A 22,613-nucleotide genomic window follows, 5' to 3' on the forward strand; every position below is an offset into this window, starting at 1 on the left:
ACTATGCCGAAGTTGGAGTTGCGGTTTCTTGCCGCGAGCGTCCTGGTCGGGTGCGCCGCGCTGGCGGCCTGTTCGGTCTGGGTCGAGACGCCGGACGATAGAAGGCCCGGACCATCGGGGGCGGGGGATCCCGGGGTCGAACTGGACCTGACGACCTTCGAGATCGTCGATCTCACGCACGCTTTCGGCCCGGAGACGATCTACTGGCCCACCGACACCACCGGCTTCCTGCTCGAGCAGCTGGCGTTCGGCGAGACGGACGGCGGCTATTTCTATTCGGCCTACGCGCTGGCGACCGCCGAGCACGGCGGGACCCACATCGACGCGCCGATCCACTTCCACGAGGGTGGAGTCGACGCTGCCTCGATCCCGCTGAGGCGGCTGCTTGGGCCGGCGGTCGTCATCGACATCACGGCGCAGGCCGCGGGGGCCGTCGACTACCGCCTCACCCCCGCCGATGTCGAAGCTCACGAGGCGGAGCACGGGGAGATCCCTCCCGGAAGCCTGATTCTGCTTCGGACGGACTGGAGCGCGCGTTGGCCGGATGCGCTCGGCTATCTCGGCGACGACACCCCCGGAGATGCGTCCAGCCTCCACTTCCCGAGCTATGGTGACGAGGCCGCGCGCCTCCTCGTCGAAGAGCGGGGCGCGGCGGCCCTCGGCGCCGATGTCGCCTCGATCGACTACGGGCCCTCGACGGACTTCACCGTCCACCAGATCGCGGCGGCCGCGGGCGTTCCCAGCCTCGAGAACCTCACGAATCTGGACCAGCTGCCCGCGCGCGGCGCGACGGTGATCGCGCTGCCGATGAAGATCTCGGGTGGCTCGGGAGGCCCCCTGCGCGCAGTCGCGCTCGTCCCCGGGCCCGTCCTATCCGGCGAGCGCTGATCCCCTTTCCGTCCTCGCCGGGTCGCCCGACATTGCGCGCAACACAGGGTCTTCGCAGAGGAGGGGTCTTGATAGCCATGAAGCGCCTGTCGGCGTTCGCCGTCCGTACGTTCGCCCTGTCGGCCGTGGCCGGCTGGGTCGTTCTCTCGCCGCTGGCCGCGCAGTCCGGTCGCATGGCCGCGCCGTCGCGCGGCGGCATGGTCGTGAGCAGCCACTACCTCGCTTCGGAGGCGGGGGACGAGATCCTGCGGAAGGGGGGAAACGCGGTGGACGCCGCCGTGGCCACCGCCTTCGCGCTCGCCGTGACGCTGCCCTCTGCCGGTAACGTCGGGGGCGGCGGCTTCCTCGTGTATCACGGGGCCGACGGCGAGGTGACGACGTTCAACTTCCGCGAGAAGGCGGCGATCGCGGCGACCGAACGCATGTACCTGGACGAGAGCGGCGAGGTCCGGGACAACTCGAACCATATCGGACTGCTCGCGATCGGCGTTCCCGGCACCGTGGCCGGCATGTGGAAGGCGCACCAGCGTCTGGGCCGGCTTCCGTGGGAGGATCTGCTCGAACCGGCCATCCGCCTGGCGGCCGACGGGATGCCGTCCACGTGGGCGATGCAGAACTGGCTCCGCTCGCTGCCGGGCCGAGCCGGCCCACTGTACGACGCGACACGCGAGGCCTTCCTCAAGAACGGCGTCGGCATGTACGAGCCGGGCGAGGTGTTCAGACAGCCCGACCTCGCCGAGACGCTGCGCCGCATCCAGCGGGATGGGCACGACGGCTTCTACCGCGGCGAGACGGCGAAGCTTCTGGCCGACTTCATGGCGGCGCACGGCGGGCTCATCACCGAGGAGGACATGGCGCGCTACGAGGCGGACGAGCTGGTACCGATCCACGGGACGTACCGCGGCTACGACATCTACTCGATGCCGCCCCCCAGTTCCGGCGGGACCGGACTCGTCGAGATGCTGAATATCCTGGAGGGGTATGATCTCGTGGAGATCGGACACAACTCGGCGCTCTACCTCCACCTCCTCACCGAGTCGATGCGGCGCTCGTACGCTGATAGAGCACTTCATCTCGGAGACCCCAAGTTCAATCCGGACATGCCGATCGAACGCCTCACATCCAAGGCCTACGCGGACCGACTCCGGGCGACCATCGACGTGCAAGGCGCATCCCGAAGCGACTCGGCGACCTTCAACGGGGCGTTCCTGAACGAGAGCGAAGAGACGACGCACTACTCGGTGGTCGACGCCGACGGGAACACTGTCTCGGTCACTTACACGCTCGAATTCGGATACGGCTCCAGCATCGTCGTCCCGGGCGCCGGCTTCCTCCTCAACAACGAACTTGGCGACTTCAACGCGGTTCCGGGCCGGACGAATTCCCGCGGCACGATCGGGACCCTGCCCAACCTCGTGGCGTCGGAGAAGCGGCCGCTGTCGAGCATGACGCCGACGATCGTGGCGCGAGACGGGCGGCCGGTGCTCGCGATCGGGAGTCCGGGTGGACGTACCATCATCAACACCACGCTTCAGGTCGTGCTCAACGTCATCGATCACGGGATGACAGGGTCGCAGTTCGGGCGGGCCATCGAGTCGCCGCGCATCCACCACCAATGGCTGCCGGACAGGACCTCTTTCGAGGAGTGGGGCTTCTCACCCGACACCAGGCGTCTCTACGAGGGGATGGGGCACCGGATCTCGACCCGCGGTGGGCAGGGGAGCGCGATGGGGATCTACATCGACTGGGACACCGGGCTCCGCTGGGGAGCCGCCGACAGCCGCGCCTTCGATGGCGGCGCGCGCGGAAACTAGCGCGGGGCGTGCCCGTGGACGACTCCGGCTTCGACGGCGATGGCGGCTATGAGCCTCCCTATCGCGTCACGCCGGATATCGTGCGCCACGTGGCCGGCATCGGCGAGGCTATAGGCAGGATCGAGGCGGAAGGCGGCGAAGGCGTCCGGCCCGCGCTACGGCGCGCGAACCGTATCAGGGCCGTTCAGAGCACGGTCGAGATCGAAGGCAACACGCTAGGCGTCGAAGCAGTCGCCGCCGTACTTGACGGCAGGCCCGTCCTGGCGCCGCCCCGCGACCTGCTCGAGGTCCGCAACGCGTTCGCGGCATACGAGGCGATGTCGGAGTGGACGCCGCACTCGGTCGCGGACCTGCTGCGAGCGCATCGGGTAATGATGGACGGACTCATCGAGGCCTCCGGCCGCTCTCGAACCGGCGGTGCCGTCGTCGCGGGCCCGGAGGGCGTGGTCCACATCGCGCCTCCGGCCCCCCGTGTCGAGTCCCTGATGTCGGCCCTGCTGGGTTGGCTGGAGGAGACGGACGAGCATCCGCTGATCGCCGGTTCCGTGTTTCACTTTGAGTTCGAGTTCATTCACCCATTCGCGGACGGCAACGGCCGCATGGGCCGGCTTTGGCAGACCCTGATCCTCGCCCGCTGGAAGCCGCTCTTCGCCGCGCTGCCGGTCGAGAGCATGATTCGCGACCACCGGGCCGAGTACTACCAGGCGCTGCGCGAGAGCGGCCGGGCGGGGGAGTCCACGGCATTCGTGGAATACGCGTTGCGGATGATTCGCAAAGTCGTCGTCGAGCATCTGCGGACCGAACAAGTAACTGAACAAGTAACCGAACAAGTCCGCCGCCTTCTCGCAGTCATGGATGACAGCGCACTGTCCGCGAGGGAACTGATGTCGCGGCTGCAGCTGACGCATCGCCCGAATTTTCTCTACAACTACCTGCGGCCCGCATTGCGTCACGGTTTCATCGCGATGACCCGGCCGGACGCGCCGCGCGCCCGCAACCAGCGGTATCGCCTCACGCCGAGCGGGCGTCAGCGGGTCGCGCCACCGGGTTGAACTTCCGCCGGTAGTAGCGGGTCCAGACGACGATGGCCGGAATGCCGATGACCGTCGGCAGGATCCACGGCACGACGGCGAGCGGACCTGCGGTCTCGTAGGCCCAGAGGCGCGGCGCCCCGAAGACGGAGAACGCGGTGTGGAACGCGATGCCGCCCCCGAGCATCGACCCCATGTGGCTGTAGAACCACCCCATGCGCTCCGACCCGGGGTTGCGCATGAGCCGCAGCATGCCCCTCCCCGTGAAGAGGCCGATCGGACTCAGCCCCAGCAGGATCGGCGAGATGTCGGACCACACCCCCAGCGCGAACGCGATGACGGTGGCGCTGCCGGCGATGGACGCCCAACCGAGTGCTTCGTGGAGCGGGGTCCGCAGCGTCTCCGGCGCCCGGCGCGTGGCCACGACCCGCAGCGCCTGGCGCACCATGGCGAACGTCGTCACCCCGAGGTAGCCGAGGAACAAGGGGAAGCCGTAGAGGTCGGGCCGGTCCGCCACGCCGATGCCCTGGCTCAGATAGGTGACGATGCGTCCCGCCGAGGCGGTGACCGCCGACAGCGTCACGACGTAGGCGCAGTAGGTGTAGACGCGGCCCGCCCGCACGTGCGCCCGGCCGCCCTTGCGGGCAAACACCGGGATCCAGAACGCCACGAGACCGATGAACCCGGTCGCGACGTGCGCCCAGATGAGGACATCGAAGAGGAAGGTCACGATGCGGGGCCGGGCGGGGAGGCGAGCCGCCGGTCGATCGCGGCCAGCGTCAGGTCGCACCAGGTCACCTTCGACCCGATGGAGTGGATGCCCATGCGCAGCGTCACGAAGCGATGGAATCCTGCATCGCTGTAGCGCTCCGGCGCATCGCCGTGAGCGGCGATGATCTCCCGTTCGATCGCCCGTAGTTGGGCGAGCCGGTTCGCCAGGTGGTCGCGCAGGGCCGTCATGAACGCACGGGTCTGCTCAAGGTCGTCGATCGCGTCCATGAAGTAGAGCTGGGCGAGGTACTCGAACCGTTCCGTGCCGACCGCCGGGCCGTTGCGCACCCAGCGGCGGAGCTCTGCCTGGCCCTCCCCCGTCAACGCGTAGACCCGGCGATCCGGCCCCTTCGGGGACGGCTCCAGTCGGCTCCGGAGCAGCCCCCTCTCCTCAAGACGCTTGAGGGTCGGGTAAATCTGGCTGAGCTCGGCCGACCAGAAGTGCGCGACGCTCCCGCTGAACGCGTTCCTGAGGTCGTACCCGCTCGCCGGCTCCCGCAGCAGACCGAGAAGGATGTGATCGAGACTCATCGGCTATATCAACCCAGGTATATCAGTAACGATATACCGACTATATAAACTCAGCTATAGCCTGTCAAGGCGTCAGCGGGCGACGCCCTCCCAGCCGGGTCCCCGCACGACCTGTCCCGGCGTCGCACCCGTCGGTTCTCCCTCCGCCAGGACCTGCTCGCCGTTCACGAATACGTCGCGCACGCCGGTCGCGAGCTGGTGCGGCTCCTCGAACGTCGCGTGATCGCCGATCGTCCCCGGATCGAAGACCACCACGTCGGCGAAGTACCCGGGCGCGATTCGCCCGCGCCCCTCCAGCCGCAGATTGGCGGCGGGTAGCGATGTGAGCTTCCGGATCGCCTCCTCCAACGGGATCACCTGCTCGTCGCGCACATACCGCCCCAGGAGCCGCGAGAAGTTGCCGTACGCGCGGGGGTGTGTACTGGAGAGGATGAACGGTTCCTCGGGAGCGAGGGATCCGGCGTCGGAGCCGAAGCTCACCCAGGGCAGCGCGATCTGACGGCGGACGTTGTCCTCGGACATCATGAAGTAGACCGTGCCCACGCGGCTGTCGTCCTGCACGACGAGGTCCATGGCCGTCTCCTCGATCCCGGTGCCGCGGGCGGCGGCGACCTCGGCCAGCGTCCGGCCCGTCAGATACTTGAGCGAGTCCTGCCGGAAGCCCACGAGCAGTGCACGGTCGGGCGAACCTGCGGCGAGCAGGAGGTTCTCCCACTCGTCCGTCGGCGTCCGCATCTCGACTGCGATCCGCTCCCGCGTCGCGGGCTCGCGCAGTCGCTCGATCATCGCGTCGTGGCCGCCCTCGTGGATCCAGGGCGGCATCGCCGCATCGAGCCCTGTCGATCCGGCGGTGTAGGTGTACATGTCTGCGGTGATCTCCAGCCCTTCGGCGCGGGCCGCCTCCACACGTTCGATGACCCGGTCGAGCTTGTCCCAATTCTCGCTGCCGGCCGCCTTGAGATGGTAGATCTCGGCGCGGACGCCGGCTTCCCGCGCGATCGTGATGAGTTCGTCGACCGCTTCGAGGAGGCGGTTCCCCTCGCTCCGCATGTGGGAGATGTACCCGCCGCCGAACTCGCCGGCCGCGCTCGCGAGCGCGATGAGTTCGTCGGTGCCGGCGTAGAACGCGGGCGCGTATATGAGCGACGAGCCGACCCCCAGGGCGCCCTCGCGCATGGCGTCCCGCACGAGGTCCTGCATGCGGCCCAGTTCTTCCGGTGTCGGCGGGCGGTCCTCGTAGCCGATCTCGTGCACGCGCACGGTCGTGGCCCCGATGTAGGAGGCCACGTTCGTCGCCACGCCGCGCGCCGCGAGGTGGTCGAGGTATTCGCCGAGCGAGGTCCACGGGACCTCGAAGCGGAGGTCGCCCTGCCGCTCGGCCATATCCCGCTTCATCTCCGGGTTGAGCGGTCCCATGGACGAGCCTTCACCGAACACTTCCAGGGTGACGCCCTGGCGTACGTCGCTCAGCGATCGCCCGTCGACGATCAGCGACTCGGTCGCCCACGAGAGCATGTTGATGAAGCCGGGCGACACGGCGTGCCCGGTCGCGTCGATCGTCGTCGTGGCGGAGGCGGCGGCGAAGTCGCCGATGCCCGCGATCGTGTCGCCGGCGATGGCCACGTCCGCGACGCGCGGCGGATCGCCGGACCCGTCGTAGACGGTCCCGCCCCTGATGACGACATCGTAGTCGGCGCCGGGGGCCGCACAGGCAACCATGGCGGCCAGCGTGGCCAGCGCGGCGGGTAGCCGACCCCGCAGGCTCACGGCCGCGATGCCGTACCTTCGAGTCGCTCGAACCATGAATGCTTACTCCCGCGAGGGGGTACAGTTTGGCCAGGTGGATCATACCGGCCCGGTGGGGCCGGTGCGACCGCCCGGTTATGTTGCCAAAGGGCTCTTGCACCAGCCCACCCGCAGCTCCGCAACGGGGTAGCGGAAACTTCCAGTCTCGGGAGACGAGAAATGTCCAAATCCGTAAAATCGCTGCGCCTCGGCACGCTGGCCGCGGGCGTCGCGGCCTTCTTCGTACTGCTCGTGTTCGTGTTCGGCTTCAACCGTGTCGATGAGTACGAAGTCGCGGTCAAGCGGAATCCGGTGACCGGCGCGGTCGCATCGCGGCCCTACACGCAGGGTCTGTACCATTCGATACTGCGGTCGTGGACGAACTACCCGCTGCGCGAAGTCCAGTATCCTGCGGGAGGGCAGGCCGAGCGCCTGGACGCCCTCACGTCGGACCAGCTTCAGATCGCGGTCGATGCGGCCTACCGGTATCGCCTCAATCCGGACAGCGCCGTCCATCTCTACCTGACCGTGGGGAACGAGAACGCCGTCTCCTCGTTCGTCTACAACACCTACCGCTCGGCCATCCGGGACGCGATCGCCGAGATCGAAGCCTCCGACATCCTGTCCACGGAACGGACCGGGATCTCCGCCCGCATCGAGGCTCTGATGACGAGCCGCCTGAGTCCGCGCGGGGTCGAGATCACCGACTTCTTCGTGCGCGAGGTCGTGCCGCCCCAGACGATCCGGGAGGCGATCGAAGCCAAGCTGGCGCGCGAACAGCAGGTGCAGTCCGAGGAGTACCAGACCCAGGTCGTGGTCGAGCAGGCGAACCAGCAGCGCGCGGAGGCCGAGGGGATCCGCGACGCGCAGGACATCATCGCCCAGAGCCTCGCGGGCGTGTCGGGCGAGCGCTACCTGCACTGGCGCTACCTGGAGATGCTCGGGAAGATCGGTGAGGGGACGAACAACATGGTTATCGCGCCGACCGAAGGCGGGGTCCCCCTCTTCTTCGCTCCGGCTCGCTGATCCGCCCCGCGCGGCTCTCCGCGCGGGCAACCGATCGTCCTCGCGGCGGTGTCCCACCGGAAAGACAAGGGAGATCGTGGCCATCGCGAAGGGGGATCAATGAAACGGGACTCGAGGAAGTCGCTCGCCGTCGGACTCGGAATGGCGCTGTTCGCAGGGCTGTGGGCCGTTGTCGGGCCGGCCGCGGCCCAGGAAGAAGAAGACGACCGAAGCGAGCGCGTGCGGCTGACGTTCGCCGCTGGCGGCGGATACCTGGGCGTCGGAATCGCGGATGTCGACGATGAGCGCGCTTCGGAGTTGGGGATGTCGCGGCCCTACGGCGTGTACATCAGCGATGTCGTCGAGGATGGCCCGGCGGCCGAAGCCGGTGTGGAAGAAGGGGACGTAATTCTGCGCTGGAACGGCGACCGGCTCGAGAGTGTCGCCCAACTGCAGCGGCTGGCTCGCGAGACGCCCCCGGGCCGCGTCACGGAGCTTACGGTCCTTCGCGACGGCGCCGAACGTGAGCTGTCGGTCGAACTCGGTTACCCGTGGGGCGGCGTGGGGTCTGCCGCGGCTGGCCGCCGACTGCAGTTCGTGGCTCCGCAGATCGACCTGTCACGGCAGAGGATCGAGGCCACACGGGAAAGGGTCGAGGCCGCACGGGATCTGGTCGAGGCTGCATGGGACAGGGGACGGCCCTACGATCTCACGCGTCAGAGGTTTGCGATCGCGATGCGGCCGCGGCTCGGCGTCAGCATCCAGAGTCTCGGTGAGCAACTCGCGGAGTACTTCGGCGTGGAGGGCGGCGCGCTCGTGATGTCCGTCTCCGAGGATTCTCCGGCCGCGGAAGGCGGGTTGCAGGCCGGCGACGTGATCGTGGGGATCGGGGACGAGGACATTGCCGACCCGGGAGACTTGCGCGAGACCCTCTCCGAGCTTGAGCCGGGCGACGTGTTGCTTCGCGTCATCCGTGACGGTGAGGAACACACGCTTACCGTCCGGCTGGAGGAGCGGGACCGAGGCTTCTTCGAGCCTGGAGCCTGGGACTTCTTCCAGATCCGGATCTAGTCGAACAGGCCGAGCTGCGGGCCGGCCCGTGGCGGCCGAAAATGATCCGTCGACAGGTCGTAGTCGCGCGGCTCGATCCCGTGCTTCGCACTCGCGATGGAAAAGAGCCGCGCGACCTGATCTGCGAACGGACCCCGGCCTCTCATGCGCTCGCCGAACGACGACGCGTAGAGACTCCCGCCCCTGAGTTGCCGCATGCGATTCAGAACCTTCTTCGCACGGTCCGGGTAGTTCCGCTCCAGCCAGTCCTCGAATAGGCCGGCGACCCCAAAGGGCAGCCTCAGCATGATGTAGATGGCTCTGTCCGCCCCCGCCTTCGCCGCAGCCTCGACGATGGCGGGAATCTCGTGATCCGTGAGCCCGGGGATCACCGGGGCCACGTTGACGCCTACGGGAATCCCGGCATCCGCCAGCCGCGCGATCGCGTCGAGCCGCCGCTCCGGCGTGGATCCGCGCGGCTCCATCTTCCGCTGCAGCGATCGATCGAGGGTCGTCACGGAGAGTTGAACCTGGACCGCGCCGTACCGCGCGAGTTCCCGCAGAAGGTCGATGTCCCTCGTCACCCTGTGGTGTTTGGTCACGATCCCCACCGGGTTCCGCGCCTCGACAAGCACTTCGAGACAGCGGCGTGTGATGCCCAGCCGTCGCTCCAGTGGCTGATAGGGATCTGTCACCCCGCTCAGCACGAGCACCTGCGGCTCCCAGCGCGGCGAAGCGAGCGCCTCCCTCAGCAGTTCCGGCGCTTCCGGCTTCACCAGGATCCTGCTCTCGAAGTCGAGACCCGCCGACAGCCCGAGGTATTCGTGCGTCGGCCTCGCGTAGCAGTAGGCACAGCCCGTCTCGCAGCCACGGTACGGGTTCAGGCTGGCGTCGAACCCCAGATCGGGACTGTTATTGTAGGAGATGACGGATCGGGAGCGGTCCTCCAGGATCTCCGTCTTCGGACCCGGGTCGGACGCGAGGGTCCAGGCCTCCCGTTCCACTGCAAGAGGGAGGAACCGGTTCTGCGGGTTGTGCGCGCTTCCGCGCCCCCTGATGGACGACCGTCTTCCCGAGACTCCAGGCGACATATCCCGCATGCTCTGTCAGTTCTGTATTCGGTATTTGTTCGGCTATTGGGAGGATAGTGGCAGATCGCGGGCGCGAAGTCAAACCGCCTGACAGCTGTTAGAAGCTGACGCCGAGACGCAGGGTAAGGGTGTCGAGTCGGGGGCTTCCCTCGCCCCGGAGCACGCTCGAGCCGACAGGAACCTCGGACTCCATCAGCGACGTGATCCCCAGCCCGTAGCGCACTTCGGGCCAAAGCCGGAAACCCAGATCGATCTCGAAGCCGACCCCGACCTCCGCGCGAACCGGGCGGGCGGTGAGCAGGTCGTCGACGCCCGAGAACGTGCTCGAGGGGAAGGTGAGCACGGGCCCCGCCAGCACATAGGGCCGAACCCGCGGGAAGGGGAGCCGGATCCGGAAGTCCAGCGGGATTTCCACCAGTTCGACATCGAACTTGACGAGCTCCTCGCCGGCCTGGGCCACGAGGTCCGGCACACGGTGGTACACGATCGCCGGCCGCACGGCGAAGGTCCCAAGATTGAAGTTGATGAAGACCCCGATATGGAATCCGTCGGTCAGATCGGTGAGATCGAAGCCGTTCTCCGGGAGGAACTCGCTGATCGAGTCTCGATTGTACCCCGCGAGGATGCCCATCTGGGCCTTCGCGGAAGCCGGCAGTGCGCAGGCGAGACTCACGGTGAGCCACATCCACCGCCATCGTGCGTTTCGCTTTTTCCCCGTCACCTCGCCCCCTCCGCGATCGGTTGCTCCGAAGAACGTATCTGTGGGCCCATCACCCCGTAAGGTAGCCGTGACCTTCGGTGCGTGGCCTGCAGTCGGCCGCTATCATCAGCCGACACGTTCACACTTGAGGCCAGGGACGCCATGATTCGACGCAACGAGACCCGAACCCGTCACCTCATGCCGCTCTTGCTGCTCGGTCTCGCCGCGTGCGCGACCGATGCCGCGGAGAGTCCGGATGCCGCTCCCGGCGACGCGCCGCTCCCGGAGGGCGTCGCCGAACTCGTGCTGACCAATGGCAGGATCGTCACGCTCGACGGAACGAACGCGGCGGTCAGCGGGCTTGCCGCGAAGGATGGCCGCATCGCGGCGCTCGGCGCCGACGAAGACGTAACGGGATGGGTCGGCGAGGGGACCCGGGTGATCGACCTCGGCGGGCGGCTCGCGATTCCGGGCTTCATCGAAGGCCACGGTCACTTCATGGGCCTCGGAAACGCGCAGATGATCCTCGATCTGACGACTGCGGCCACCTGGGACGACATCGTCGATATGGTGGCGGAGGCGGCGGCGAACGCCGAGTCCGGGGTCTGGATCAGCGGTCGGGGCTGGCACCAGGAGAAGTGGAGCACCCCTCCGGATCCGATGGTCGAAGGCCAGCCGGTGCACGACGGCCTCAGCGCGGTGAGTCCCGGGAATCCGGTGATTCTGACGCATGCGAGCGGGCACGCTTCCTTCGTGAACGGCAGGGCGCTCGAGCTGGCGGGGATCGACGCCGAAACGCCCAACCCTCCGGGAGGAGAGATCGTCCACGATGCGGAGGGACGCCCCACGGGTGTCCTGCGGGAGACGGCGCAGGGGTTGGCGCGGCGGGTCTTCAACGAAGAGGAGGCGAGCCGCTCGAGAGCCGAGCGCGAGTCGTCGGCGCGCGAGCAGGTGCGGCTGGCGAACGAAGACCTGCTACGAAAGGGGATCACCAGCTTCCAGGACGCCGGGTCCGGCTTCGGGACCGTGGATCTGCTGAAGACGCTGGCCGATGAAGGCCGGTTGCCGGTGCGGCTGTATGTGATGCTGAGGGGCGGGGTCGAGGACCTCGAGGGACGGCTCGACGAATACCGCATGATCGGGTACGGGGACGACCGGCTCACGGTGCGGTCGATCAAGCAGGTCGTGGACGGCGCGCTTGGCTCGCACGGCGCGTGGCTGCTCCAGCCCTACGCGGACATGCCCTCGTCGACGGGCCTGGCCACCACACCGCCCGCGGAGATCGCACGCGTCGCGCGGCTGGCGATCGCTCACGACTACCAGGTGAACACGCACGCGATCGGGGACCGCGGCAATCGCGAGGTGCTCGACCTGTATGAGCGGACCTTCGCGGACCACGCCGACCTCGACGATCTGCGCTGGAGGATCGAGCACGCGCAGCACATCGACCCTGCGGACATCCCGCGCTTTGCCCAGCTGGGCGTGATCGCATCCATGCAGGGGATCCACGCCTGCTCCGACGGACCCTGGGTCATGCTCCGCCTGGGCGAGGGCCGCGCGCGGTCCGGCGCCTACGTGTGGCAGGACCTGATGAAGGCTGGAGCGGTCGTGACGAACGGGACGGACGTACCCGTCGAGGACGCCGACCCGCTGGCGAGCTTCCACTGCACCGTCACCCGTCTCATCGAGGGTGGGTCGACGTTCTTCGAGGGTCAGGGAATGACGCGCGAGGAGGCGCTGCACTCCTATACGCGGGCGAACGCCTACGCGGCGTTCGAAGAGGATCTCAAGGGTACGCTGGAGGTCGGGAAGCTGGCCGACATCACGGTGCTCTCGCGGGACATCCTCACGATCCCGGCGGACGAGATCCTGGAGACCGAAGTGGACTACACGATCGTGGGCGGCCGCGTGGAGTACAGCCGGGAGAACTGAGCTCAGCGGCGGGCCGGACTCGAGCCTTGTGCGGGGTCGGGCCCCTCGTGCGCGGCCCCGTGCGCTACCTGGCTGCGGATGACCCAGTCGTAGTCGGCGGCGAAGAGCGCCTCGCGGGGATTTGAGGCCGGCCAGCGCTCCAGCGGAATGAAGGCTCCGCCGACCGCTCCCATGCCCCCGTTCTCGATCACCGTGTCGAACGGGTTCAGGTATTCGGCGGTGATGCGGTAGGTGTGGCCCGGGACGACGAGCACCCCCACGCCGCGCCCCTGATGGGTGAGCATCGGGATGTCGACGATCTGTCCGTTTTCGTCCAGTTCCGGCCGCACGTCGTACAACAGTTCTCCCGCGGTCAGATTTCTGAACGTGAGGCGGGATGCGTACGCGTGCAGGTGGCCGCCCAACCCGATCACGAGCCCGCGGATGGCCGGGCTGGCTTCCCAGGACTTTGTCGAGAGCCCCGGCGGCAGATCCCACGACTTGGTGGCGGAGACCTCCGGATACATCGCGTCGACATGGAACGGTACCACGGGATACACCGGTAGCGGCTCGTTGCGCTCGTATTCGAGCGTCAGGTGCACCGTGACCCCCTCGTAGCTCACCTCTGTCGGGTTGTGCAGCATGGTCAGCGCGAGAAAGGTCGAGCCGCTCCTCATCGGGATGCCGAACAGCCACCCCGGCAAGCGGATCGGCGGCGTCTCATGGCTCGCCGCGAGTACGCGCAGCATGATCGGCAGAAACAGCTCGCGTCGTCCTGGGTCGAGCAGGTTCATGTGGTGCAGGACGGCGCGCGGCACGGGGTTTCCATCCCTGTCGATGATGTGAGTCCGGTAGCCCCGGATCGTCATGTCGAACGGAACGGTGCCTTCCTGAACGGGAAGCTGTTCCATGTGATGAGAAGAGAAGGCGGGAAGGTCGATCGGACCCAGGACGACGGCGAGTTCCTTGCGACCCGGGTCGTCGACGATCCGGATGCTCCTTGTGGAGGTGGTCGGCCGGGCGTCCTCCTCCGCCATGACATGGCCCGCGTGCGCGTCCTGCCCTGCAGCGGCAGGCACCAGGCACGGCTGTGAGACCGCCGACAATATGCCGGCGGCGACCGCCGGAAATCGGCGGCCACGGGATCTCCGAGGCGTGGCACGAATGCCTGTCGAGTGCGGCACGGGTCGGCAGGTCAGCGGCCGTCTTCGGACTTCTCCAGGTCCTCGAGCAAGTCGAGCAGCTTCTCGAGCCGCTCCCGGAGCTTGTCCCGGTCGAGGCTGGCGTCCGACTCGAGCTTCAACACCATCGCGCCGAGCTCCAACTCCAACTCCGTGGCCTCCAGCGCCAGCGAAAGGCTCTGTTCTTCGTGCTCGATGGTCACATGGACGTCTGGAACTCGTATCCGGCGCTCATGGGCCCGCACCAGATGATCGACGTGGAGGTGCGCCCGGTCATGCCCGAGCCGGTCCAGGAACTCGCCGGTGGAACGCTCGACCGCGCCGTGAACGCTCTCGGCCGTATGGGCCGTTCGCCGAATCTGTGCGGCCGCGAAGCGTTGCGGCGCTCCCACCGCGTTCGGCGGATCAAGGAGTTCGAGAGCGTCGGCCAACAGGCCCAGCGTCGCTGCACTGGCGCGCGCCGGTCCCGGCACGCCCGAAAGGTGAGAGAGTCCGGCCCAGGCATAGGTCACGAGGGCCCAAAGGGCGAAGGCGCCGGCGGCTTGTCGGATCAGCTTCACGTCGTTTACTCCACGGCGGCAGCGGGGGCCGTATGACCCCGTGAGATACGAGTCGGCGGCATGCCGGGTTTCACCTGCTCTTGGGACAGAACTCCCGGCCCAATGGTTGTTCCGACGCTGCTAGGGCTCGGTGTCGTCGTCGCGCCTGAGCCGGAGGTCGCGCCTGAGCAGGACGGTGCCGGACGCGCGGACCGGTTTCAGGGCGCCGTTCTCCGTCTGCTGAAGTCGCAACCCCGTGACGTGGATCCTGACCGTGAAGTCCGCCCCCGAGAGTTCGAGCCGTAGCGAGTCGGGTGGCAGTTGTGCCCTTCCCGATGCGGTCGGCGTGCCGGACCGCTCCGCGCGCGCGATGAGTTCGTTGAAGAGAGCGGTCCCGATTTCCATCTCTCCGAGGCGGAGTGTCGTGCCGAGGCTGTCCGTCGTGGCGGCAAACTCGAGCGTGTCCCCTTCGAGGACGCGCTGGTCCTCGAACAGGTCTACGCCGAAGACCGCATGATCGAAGCCCGATACCGGGACCGCGGCATCGCGACCATCAGAAGGCGAGACATCCACGAAGCCGCGGGGGCCCAGGAGCAACCCGCCGGCCGGGACGAGGCCGAGGTGATCGCCGATGAGGGTCGCGCGGCTCAGGACTTCGGCCCCGGGAGACGGCCCGGTCCATTCGACGAGGGGGTCGACCGCGGCCAGGCCTCCCTCGAACCAGGCGTCGATGCCCGCCGTCCCGTGCCATTCCACCAGATAGCGGAGGACGTCATTGATCTGGCGCCAGTCCTCATTCGGCACCTCGATCGCCGCCGGGAAGATCCGGCCCTCCCGCAGCACTCCGTGAGCGGAGAGCAGACTCTCGAGCCGCCCCACCTGGCTGCGTTCCGCGACATCAAAGGCGGACCACGGACCGACGTAGGTGACGAGGCCGATCACGGCGAGGCTGAGGGGAATTCCCTTGATCTCCCGCGACCGCGACACGGTGTAGAACAGCGCGGTGCCGGCGAGCCAGATGGCGAGTACGAGGAGCATGTACCGCGGTTCCGTGATCCCGTATTGGCCGATCCGCTGACCGATGGCGAGCAGCAGCATGGCCACCGAAGGAAGGATCACGATCCAGAAGACCCGGGCGTACGTGTCGATCCAGGCGTGATCCTCCTGGCCACGCCGGGGGTGGACGAGGAGGAGCGAGAAGATGCCGAAAGCCGCGAGGGCGGATACCAGATAGCCGATCCACCCGCTCGGCCACGTCGTGGTAATGACGACACGGCCGAGATAGGCGGTGAGAATCGTCAGATATACGGCAACCAGCGGGAGCAGAACGTACTGCGCGAACACGCGAAGGCCGGCCGGATAATCGTCGCGCCGATCCAGTCGCTCGAAATCCCGCGGGACACCGGAGAGAACGAACCAGGTCTGAAAGACGAAACCGAGGAGGAACAACAGTTGCGGATAGCTTTCCTCGTCTATGTCCATGCCGAACAGGTTGTCTACGCCGAGCATGGCAATCGAAAGCCCGCCCCACAGGACGTATGTGTATATGACGCCGAGACCGAACCTGAAGAAGAGCGTGCGGTTGAACTGCCAGAAGCCGTTCGACTCGCGGACCCCGAGGTAGGCGATGAAGGCGACGAAGAGGTGCAGCGTGGCGCTGAGCTGAAAGTAGCGAAGCCCCGTGGCGGATTCGCTCCAGTTCGGCCAGCGCCAGTAGAACAGGGCCAGCACGGCCACACCCAACGCTTGCAGGACCCACCGTTGCCACGCCCCCAACCTCCGTCTCTCCGCGAACAGCGTGAAGCCCGTGAGCAGGGGCAGTCCGAGGCTCGCCGCGGCGACGATGCGCAGATCGTCGAGCGTTCCTTCCCCCTCGATGGCCCTCATGGCGCCGACCGCCGCGACGATGGCGCACACGAGGACGACCGGGAACCGCTGCGCCGTGGCCCACGCCGCGACGGCGAGGCGCTGGATCGAGGGCAGCTTCATACGCGGGCCCGCACCGTCACGAGACGCTCGGCGGCGCGTTCGAGTACCTCCTCGGTCTTGCAGAAGGCGAACCGGACCAGCCGTCGTCCATCCACAGGATCGTGAAAGAAGCTGGAACCGGGAACCGGAGCGACCCCGATCTCGCGCGTGAGCCAGAACGCGAACTCGTCGTCGGGCAGATCGGAGAGGTCCGAGAAATCCGCCAGAACGTAGTACGCTCCCTCCGGCTTGCTGCAGCGGAAGCCGGCCTCCACCAGCGCGGGGTAGAAGAGGTCGCGCTTCGCACCGTAGAGGCCGGCAAGCCCTTCATAGTAGGAAGCGGGAAGCATCTCGAGTCCCGCGGCGACTCCCTCCTGAAGCGGCGCCGCGGCCCCGACCGTAAGAAAGTCGTGCACCTTCCGAATCGCGTCCGACAACTCCGGGTGCGCGACGATCGTCCCGAGCCGCCACCCCGTGACCGCAAACGTTTTCGACGCCGCGCTGATCGTGATCGTCCGGTCGCGCATCCCCGGCAGCGTCGCCATCGGGATGTGCTGCGCGCCGTCGTAGATGATGTGCTCATATACCTCGTCCGTGATCGCGTAGGCGTCGAACTCCTGGCACAGCGCCCCGATCTTCTCCAGTTCTTCCCGGCTGAAGACCCGGCCCGTCGGATTGTTCGGCGTGTTGACGATGATGGCGCGGGTCCGGCCGCTGAATGCGGCCCTCAGGACGTTGAAGTCGATACGCCAGTCGCTGGTCAGCCGAACGAAGACGGGGGTCGCGTCGCAGAGCGTGGTGTCGGGCCCGTAGTTCTCGTAGAAGGGCTCGAATACGATGACCTCTTCGCCAGGATCCACCACGGCCAGCAGCACGGACATCATCGCCTCGGTCGCGCCGCAGGTCACCGTAAGGTGCTTCTCCGGATCGATGTCGAGACCGTACCAATCCCGGTAGCTGGCGGCGAGCGCGTCGCGGTACCGCTTCGCGCCCCAGGTGATCGCGTACTGGTTGATGTCGTCGTAGATGGCGCGTGCCGCCCCGATCTTGAGCGTGTCGGGCGACTCGAAGTCGGGGAAGCCCTGCGAGAGGTTGATCGCACCGTGCTCGTTCGAGAGCCGGGTCATCATGCGGATCACGGATTCGGTGAACCCGTGCGTGCGTCGCGCGGTATGGATCTTCATCGGCTCGAATCTGTGTCTCCGGTCGATTCCGGGCCAGCGCCGGTGTCCGGAGCCTCCGGCGCTGCGTCTTCCGGCCGGCGGAACCCGGCGCCCGCGAGACGCGGCTCGACCAGCTCCCCATGATCTCTGAGCCAGCCGAACCAGACGACATCGCCGGTCCTGAGGCTCGTCTCGTTCGACACAGGCTGTTCGCGCCTTCCGCGCCGATGCACGAGGGCAAGGGCGGGGAACTGGCGGTCGGCCAGCGCGTCGAGCTGCGTCACGCGCAGGCCCGGAGTTCCCCCGAAGATCAGAGGTTCGATCGCGACCCGATCGCGGCGGAAGTGGTGAGCCCAGCGCTCGTAGTCGATGCCGCCCCCGAACAGCACCGCTGCACCGCTCTCGTCCACCTGCTCCGGGCCGACGCCGGGAGTCAGCGGATCGATGGCCACCAGCCGCCGAACGCCGGGGCACGTTTCCCCCACGTGTTTGGCGATCAGCAGGTTGACGCCCTCGTTGGGCGTGAGGGCCACGAGGGCACGGCGCGATTCGACTCCGGCCTTCAGGAGGGCGCGCTGTTCGTTCGCGTTGCCGAGTATCACGCGGAAGCCCTCGCCCTCCGCGGCTCCCGCCTCCGTCGGATTGGTGTCGATGAGGACGATCGGCGCGTCACCGGTGCGTGCGGCCCGGAGCGTGCGGGCGAGCGCGCGCCCGACCGGGTTGGCTCCGACCACCGCGAACCCGTAGTTGGACGGCTTGCGGACGCGCAGCAGCCGGGCCATGAGCCCGCTCGTGCCGCCCAGCACGACCACAGTGACAGCGATGACGAGGAAGACCATGGCGCGGAGCTGGCTTCCCTCCAACTCCATCCCGTTGTGCGCGAGTTCGGCCGCGAAGAGCGAGGAGACCGCAAAGGCCACGATCCCGCGGGGTGCCAGCCAGGCGAGGAAGGCCTGCTCGTTGCGCTCGAGTCCCGCCCCGCGCGTACAGAGCAGGACGCCGAGCGGACGTACGAGGACGACGAGGACGACGACGGTGATGATGCCTCCGGCACCCAGCGCGCGCACTTCGGAGAGATCGACGGCAGCCGACAGCAATACGAACAGGAGGCCTACCAGCAGGTAGGTGAGCTGCTCCTTGAACTCGACCAGTTGGCGGGCGTGCCGAGGGCCCATGTTTCCGACCACCAGCCCCGCGATCGCGACCGTCATGATGCCGCTCTCGGGCAGGATGGCGTGTGACGCCTGGTACAGGGCGAGCACGCTCGCCAGGGTGAAGATGTTCCGGAGGTCGGACGGGATCGCCCGGCGGAGCCTCAGCAGGCCTCCGATCGCGAATCCGCCCGTGATCCCGATGACGAAACCGAGCCCGAGCCGCCGGGGCAGGCCGAGGACGCCCGCTCCCACATCCCCGGCCGTCGAGGCCAGTGCGACCTCGAGCGCGACCACCGCGAGGATGGCGCCGACGGGATCGATCAGGACCCCCTCGGCCTCGAGGATCGTACGCAGGTTGTTCCGGAGCCGGATCCGCCGCGTGAGCGGGTTGATCACGGTGGGGCCCGTGACCGAGACGAGCGCGCCGAACAGCAGCGCGACCTTGAAGCTCCAGCCCAGAGCGAGCATGGCGGTGACCGTGGCCCCGGCGATCGTGATCAGCGTCCCGATCGTGATGAGCCGGCGGATGGTCACCGCTTCGCGCCGCAGCCGACCCATGTTGAGCTGCAGAGCGCCCTCGAACAGGATCACGGCGACCGCGAGTCCGACGATCGGATTGAGGCCTTCGCCCAGCGTCTCCGGCCGAACGATGTTCGCGAACTCGGGCCCCAGGAGGATTCCCGTCGCGAGCAGAAAGAGGATGCCGGGTACCTTGAGGTGCCGCGCCACGGACTGCGCGACCACGCCGGCGGTGATCGCGAGCGCGAAGGTGAGTGCGGGATCCTGGAAGTCCATCAGGTCGCTTCTGCGGGCTCCCGCTCGATGGCGAGGAGGAAGTTGGTGAACCCCTCGTCGTAGTCGGAGAGACCGTTCTGGCCGGTGAGCTTCATGCGTGCGTTGTAGGCGTTCTTCATGAGAGGGCCGACGACGCCGGAGAGCGTATCCTCCGCCGGGTGACGCAGCGTGAACGCGGATCGCAGCTCCTCCCGGAGTCCCGATTCGGCGAGGAGTGCGTTGTACGTGCCGGCGTCCCGGTCGGCCAGAACCCAGAGCTGGCGGTCGAGGCGTTCACAGTGGGCCGATTGCTCGAGTACGGCCTCGCCGGAATCCACCAGGGAGAGGTAGCCGAGGATCTGCGCCTCGACCTCCTTCAGGTATCCCTTCCGATGACAGAACTCATGCGCGATCACATGGGGCTCGAACACGCCCGTGCTCTTGAAGATCGCGACGTCTCCGGTCAGAGGGTCCGCGGCCCCGAGCGCGAACGGGAACACGATCTGCGCGAGCATGAAGTCCCGGATCTGGGCGCTCGTCTCGAGTCGCTGCCCCGTGAGTTCGGCGAGGAAATCCGTCAGGTGCAGGTCGACCTGCTCCGCCAGTTCCTTCCGGGGCGTCTCCATCGGGACGCATATCTGGTTCAACTTCCGCACGAGGCGCCCGACATCCTCCCGCCGTTCCTCCTCGGAGGCCGGGGGCGGGGCGAGCGGGTCGAACCCGAACGTGTCCTCGAAGTCCACGCGCCGCGCGTCCGCGCGGATGGCCCAGTCGATGGCTGCGCTGCCGGCGTATACGCCCAGCGCTGCGGCCTGGATGACCCGGCCCGCGGGGCTCGCGCCGAACAGGATCCTCGCCGCGATGGGGGCCGCGAGGAGCAGATCGGACGGTGCGACGGGGAGGTAGGTCGCTATGTTGGGGATTCGGAGTCTGTCCATGAGACCTCGCGCGCGAGTCGGTGGACGAAACTCCGGAATCGGCCGGCGCGGTGCAACCGTCCGGCCTCGGCCAACGTCCCAGAGCAGTGGCCTGTCGAGAAGACGAAGGGAGGGGAGCATGCGTCGAAGCAGATGGGGTTCACTCGCGGTCGCGCTGGGGTTGGCTCTGGGCGCCGTCCCGCTCGCGGCGCAGAGCATCAAGGTCGGCGGCCAGGCCAGCTTCGGGGATGACTCCGATTTCGGACTCGGCCCACGCGCGCAGGTGACTCTGCCCTGGATCGCTCCCGGGCTGTGGCTCGCGGGTTCCTTCGACTATTTCTTCCCCGATTCAGGCCTCACCGACCTGAGGGGCGACTACGACTACCGTGAACTGAACGTCAACGTCCTCGGGGACATCTCGATCGCCAGCGTGACGAACTTCACGCCCTATGTCGGCGGCGGAGTGAACGTGACCTGGCAAACGGTCCCGTCGGAAGGGGAGGAGGGGACGCCCGAACGCCTGTTCGGGTTGAACCTCGTCGGCGGGCTCCGGTTTCCGCTCGTCGGATTCAACCCCTTCGTCGAGGCGAGGTACGAACTGCAGGGGGGGGAACAACTCGTCATCGCCGGCGGCATCCTCCTGCCCTAACAGGCTGCTAAAACCTTAAGCCGCCGCCGGCGCTGAAGGCCCATCTCGATGTGTCGGAGTCGCGGATACCCCCGCCGAACCGGTAGCCGACATTGAAGTTCGTCACCTGCGCGAACGATGACAGGGGGGAGCCTCCGAAGATGGTGACGCCGACGTTGCCCCCGAGCCTCGTGTCCTGGTCGGGATACCACGCCCCTCCGTAATCGACGAACGCGCCCACGCCGAGTCCGAACAGATTGGCGAAGTTGTCGACGAGATAGGAGCGATGTTCGAGCGTCGCCTGGAGCGTCCGGGTACCCACGAAGGCATGCGGTCCCCACAGGCGCGGGAGGATCTGGAAGCCGATGTCGTGCTCGGACCCTGGCCGCGGCGATTCCTGAACCCCTCCGATAGCCCGCAGGAAGGTGGTGTTGCGAGCGGTGGAGCGCACCGCCGCCGTTCCGGAGCCGTAGACGTAGCCCGAATCGAGCCCCGCCGAGTTGAACAGGCCGCCACCGTCCAGCAGACCCTTGAGGAGCGCCGATCCAGCGCGCGTGCCCGAGGAAAGACGGAGGCGGGCTCCCACGCCCGTCGACTCGTAGCCCAGGGCTTCATGTGCGAGCTTGGCCGAGAAGTGCACCGAGTGACTCAGGTCCTGGTCCTCGTCCGCGAAGCCGTTGAAGCGTTCGACGCGTTCGAAGCGGGCACGCCGCCACTCCACGAACGCGCCGACCAGGCCGTAGACCGAGTCCGGAACCGTCGCATAGAGGCTGTCCACATCGACGTCAGGGTTCTCCAGCCGCATGTGCTCCTCGTGGCGGACCTCCAGCGTGGCCCCCACGCGCAGGAACCCGCGTGGGCTGGCGATCGGGGCGAGCGCGCCCGTGAAACGGTTGATCAGCGCGCGTCGCCGCCACTCGATCGTCTGGAGTTCGTCCGGGTGGTCTCGAATGTACTGCGGGATCCGCCCCTGGAAGCTGCGCCCTTCGTAGTGGAACGCGGAGCGGCCCGAGAGGGAACGCCAGGGGCTCGATACCCTCCACACGACGACGTCGCGATCCGACAGGTTGAGCCAGGTTCCGCTCGCCGACAGCTGCGTCGACCCCACCCGGTTCGACGTGAGCCGGAGGTCCATGCCGTCGCGGTCGGTCTCCCTCACGTACCACGCCCGCATCGAGTTGCCGGTACCCGCGAGGTTGACCTCGGTGACCCCGAACGTGCCGGTCAGCGTGCCATCCGAAGCGAGGCGTCCCGTGAAGCGCGGCTGCAGACTCCACGCCTCCCGTGTCCTGACGTTCAGGGCGAGCTTGCCGTCCACCCGTACCGAATCCACGCGGACGCGGCGAAAGAGGCCGAGACGGCGGAGGTTGCGCTCGCTCTCGGCAGCGAGCAGGGAGTCGTACGGCATCCCGGGTTCCAGGAGCAGTTCGCGGCGGATCACCCAGGCCTGCGTGGTCGCGTGCAAACCATTGCCCAGCCGGTAGATGATGTTGCCGGCCGCGGCGTCGGGGGGGAAAACGTCCTGCCGGCTGATAACGACCGTGTCGATGATCGCGCCGCCGGCCTGGGCGGAAGGCGACACCTGCGCCCACGCAGGCGACACGCCGAAAAGGCCCAGCAGAGGGAGAATTCGGGCGACGTTCCTGCCCCGCGCGGGTGCGGGATGAATACCCCTCACCGGGGGGCCTCGGACGGGATCATGGGGCCGGAAA

Annotated in this window: 19 protein-coding genes; 7 read left to right on the plus strand and 12 right to left on the minus strand. The window is 67.6% G+C overall.

The genetic code is table 11. The features are described from left to right. Positions 1 to 3: 3 nt before the first annotated feature. The 3 genes from ACN9M6_RS04030 (at position 4) to ACN9M6_RS04040 (ending at position 3,754) form a co-directional block, all read left to right on the plus strand. Entirely contained in the window at positions 4 to 888 is an 885-nt protein-coding gene (locus ACN9M6_RS04030; protein WP_419161639.1) for a cyclase family protein, read from the plus strand. 77 nt (positions 889 to 965) lie between these two features. Next, positions 966 to 2,702, plus strand: coding sequence for a gamma-glutamyltransferase (gene ggt, locus ACN9M6_RS04035; protein ID WP_419161640.1), 1,737 nt, complete (start codon positions 966 to 968; stop codon positions 2,700 to 2,702). A gap of 8 nt (positions 2,703 to 2,710) precedes the next feature. Beyond that, positions 2,711 to 3,754, plus strand: a complete 1,044-nt coding sequence (locus ACN9M6_RS04040) for a Fic family protein (protein ID WP_419161641.1) — start codon at positions 2,711 to 2,713, stop codon at positions 3,752 to 3,754. Here the strand turns inward: ACN9M6_RS04040 and ACN9M6_RS04045 are convergent. The 3 genes from ACN9M6_RS04045 to ACN9M6_RS04055 form a co-directional block, all read right to left on the minus strand. Further along, complete coding sequence (locus tag ACN9M6_RS04045; protein WP_419161642.1) at positions 3,714 to 4,523, minus strand: hypothetical protein; 810 nt, start codon at positions 4,521 to 4,523, stop codon at positions 3,714 to 3,716. The two genes, ACN9M6_RS04040 and ACN9M6_RS04045, sit on opposite strands and share 41 nt — an antisense overlap. Next, positions 4,460 to 5,035: a PadR family transcriptional regulator gene (locus ACN9M6_RS04050; protein ID WP_419161643.1), complete on the minus strand. Its 576-nt coding sequence runs from the start codon at positions 5,033 to 5,035 to the stop codon at positions 4,460 to 4,462. Before ACN9M6_RS04050 ends, ACN9M6_RS04045 begins: the two co-directional genes overlap by 64 nt. A 72-nt stretch (positions 5,036 to 5,107) precedes the next feature. Beyond that, on the minus strand, positions 5,108 to 6,754 hold the full coding sequence (locus ACN9M6_RS04055; protein WP_419162247.1) for an N-acyl-D-amino-acid deacylase family protein: 1,647 nt from the start codon (positions 6,752 to 6,754) through the stop codon (positions 5,108 to 5,110). Positions 6,755 to 7,000: 246 nt separating this feature from the next. On the opposite strand from ACN9M6_RS04055, the gene ACN9M6_RS04060 reads away from it, so the two are divergent. Together ACN9M6_RS04060 and ACN9M6_RS04065 are read left to right on the plus strand one after the other, a co-directional pair. Beyond that, on the plus strand, positions 7,001 to 7,846 hold the full coding sequence (locus tag ACN9M6_RS04060) for a prohibitin family protein (protein ID WP_419161644.1): 846 nt from the start codon (positions 7,001 to 7,003) through the stop codon (positions 7,844 to 7,846). 99 nt (positions 7,847 to 7,945) lie between these two features. Next, on the plus strand, positions 7,946 to 8,896 hold the full coding sequence (locus ACN9M6_RS04065; RefSeq protein ID WP_419161645.1) for a PDZ domain-containing protein: 951 nt from the start codon (positions 7,946 to 7,948) through the stop codon (positions 8,894 to 8,896). Here the strand turns inward: ACN9M6_RS04065 and ACN9M6_RS04070 are convergent. Both ACN9M6_RS04070 and ACN9M6_RS04075 read right to left on the minus strand, forming a co-directional pair. Then, positions 8,893 to 9,966 carry a PA0069 family radical SAM protein gene (locus tag ACN9M6_RS04070; RefSeq protein WP_419161646.1) on the minus strand — a complete coding sequence of 358 codons (1,074 nt, stop codon included), beginning with the start codon at positions 9,964 to 9,966 and terminating at the stop codon, positions 8,893 to 8,895. The two genes, ACN9M6_RS04065 and ACN9M6_RS04070, sit on opposite strands and share 4 nt — an antisense overlap. 97 nt (positions 9,967 to 10,063) lie before the next feature. Continuing rightward, entirely contained in the window at positions 10,064 to 10,687 is a 624-nt protein-coding gene (locus tag ACN9M6_RS04075; protein WP_419161647.1) for a hypothetical protein, read from the minus strand. Between the two features lie 141 nt (positions 10,688 to 10,828). Between ACN9M6_RS04075 and ACN9M6_RS04080 the strand changes: the two genes are divergently transcribed. Then, positions 10,829 to 12,598: an amidohydrolase gene (locus ACN9M6_RS04080; RefSeq protein ID WP_419161648.1), complete on the plus strand. Its 1,770-nt coding sequence runs from the start codon at positions 10,829 to 10,831 to the stop codon at positions 12,596 to 12,598. 2 nt (positions 12,599 to 12,600) lie between these two features. Here ACN9M6_RS04080 and ACN9M6_RS04085 read toward each other — a convergent pair whose 3' ends face one another. The 6 genes from ACN9M6_RS04085 to ACN9M6_RS04110 form a co-directional block, all read right to left on the minus strand. After that, positions 12,601 to 13,656, minus strand: coding sequence for a hypothetical protein (locus ACN9M6_RS04085; protein WP_419161649.1), 1,056 nt, complete (start codon positions 13,654 to 13,656; stop codon positions 12,601 to 12,603). 116 nt (positions 13,657 to 13,772) lie between these two features. Beyond that, on the minus strand, positions 13,773 to 14,318 hold the full coding sequence (locus ACN9M6_RS04090) for a hypothetical protein (protein ID WP_419161650.1): 546 nt from the start codon (positions 14,316 to 14,318) through the stop codon (positions 13,773 to 13,775). Between the two features lie 120 nt (positions 14,319 to 14,438). Beyond that, complete coding sequence (locus ACN9M6_RS04095) at positions 14,439 to 16,286, minus strand: DUF4153 domain-containing protein (protein ID WP_419161651.1); 1,848 nt, start codon at positions 16,284 to 16,286, stop codon at positions 14,439 to 14,441. Then, on the minus strand, positions 16,283 to 17,449 hold the full coding sequence (locus tag ACN9M6_RS04100; protein WP_419161652.1) for a pyridoxal phosphate-dependent aminotransferase: 1,167 nt from the start codon (positions 17,447 to 17,449) through the stop codon (positions 16,283 to 16,285). The genes ACN9M6_RS04095 and ACN9M6_RS04100 overlap by 4 nt, the downstream gene beginning before the upstream one ends. After that, positions 17,446 to 19,377: a cation:proton antiporter gene (locus ACN9M6_RS04105; protein WP_419161653.1), complete on the minus strand. Its 1,932-nt coding sequence runs from the start codon at positions 19,375 to 19,377 to the stop codon at positions 17,446 to 17,448. The genes ACN9M6_RS04100 and ACN9M6_RS04105 overlap by 4 nt, the downstream gene beginning before the upstream one ends. Then, the gene (locus tag ACN9M6_RS04110) at positions 19,377 to 20,294 is read right to left on the minus strand and encodes a DUF3810 family protein (protein WP_419161654.1); all 918 of its coding nucleotides are present in this window, start codon (positions 20,292 to 20,294) and stop codon (positions 19,377 to 19,379) included. The genes ACN9M6_RS04105 and ACN9M6_RS04110 overlap by 1 nt, the downstream gene beginning before the upstream one ends. Positions 20,295 to 20,412: 118 nt before the next feature. Between ACN9M6_RS04110 and ACN9M6_RS04115 the strand changes: the two genes are divergently transcribed. Continuing rightward, positions 20,413 to 20,922: a hypothetical protein gene (locus ACN9M6_RS04115; RefSeq protein ID WP_419161655.1), complete on the plus strand. Its 510-nt coding sequence runs from the start codon at positions 20,413 to 20,415 to the stop codon at positions 20,920 to 20,922. Positions 20,923 to 20,929: 7 nt separating this feature from the next. Here ACN9M6_RS04115 and ACN9M6_RS04120 read toward each other — a convergent pair whose 3' ends face one another. Further along, complete coding sequence (locus ACN9M6_RS04120; protein ID WP_419161656.1) at positions 20,930 to 22,579, minus strand: hypothetical protein; 1,650 nt, start codon at positions 22,577 to 22,579, stop codon at positions 20,930 to 20,932. Positions 22,580 to 22,613: the final 34 nt, after the last annotated feature.

The sequence above is a fragment of the Candidatus Palauibacter sp. genome, from assembly GCF_965197445.1.
In the GTDB taxonomy this organism is placed as follows: domain Bacteria; phylum Gemmatimonadota; class Gemmatimonadetes; order Palauibacterales; family Palauibacteraceae; genus Palauibacter.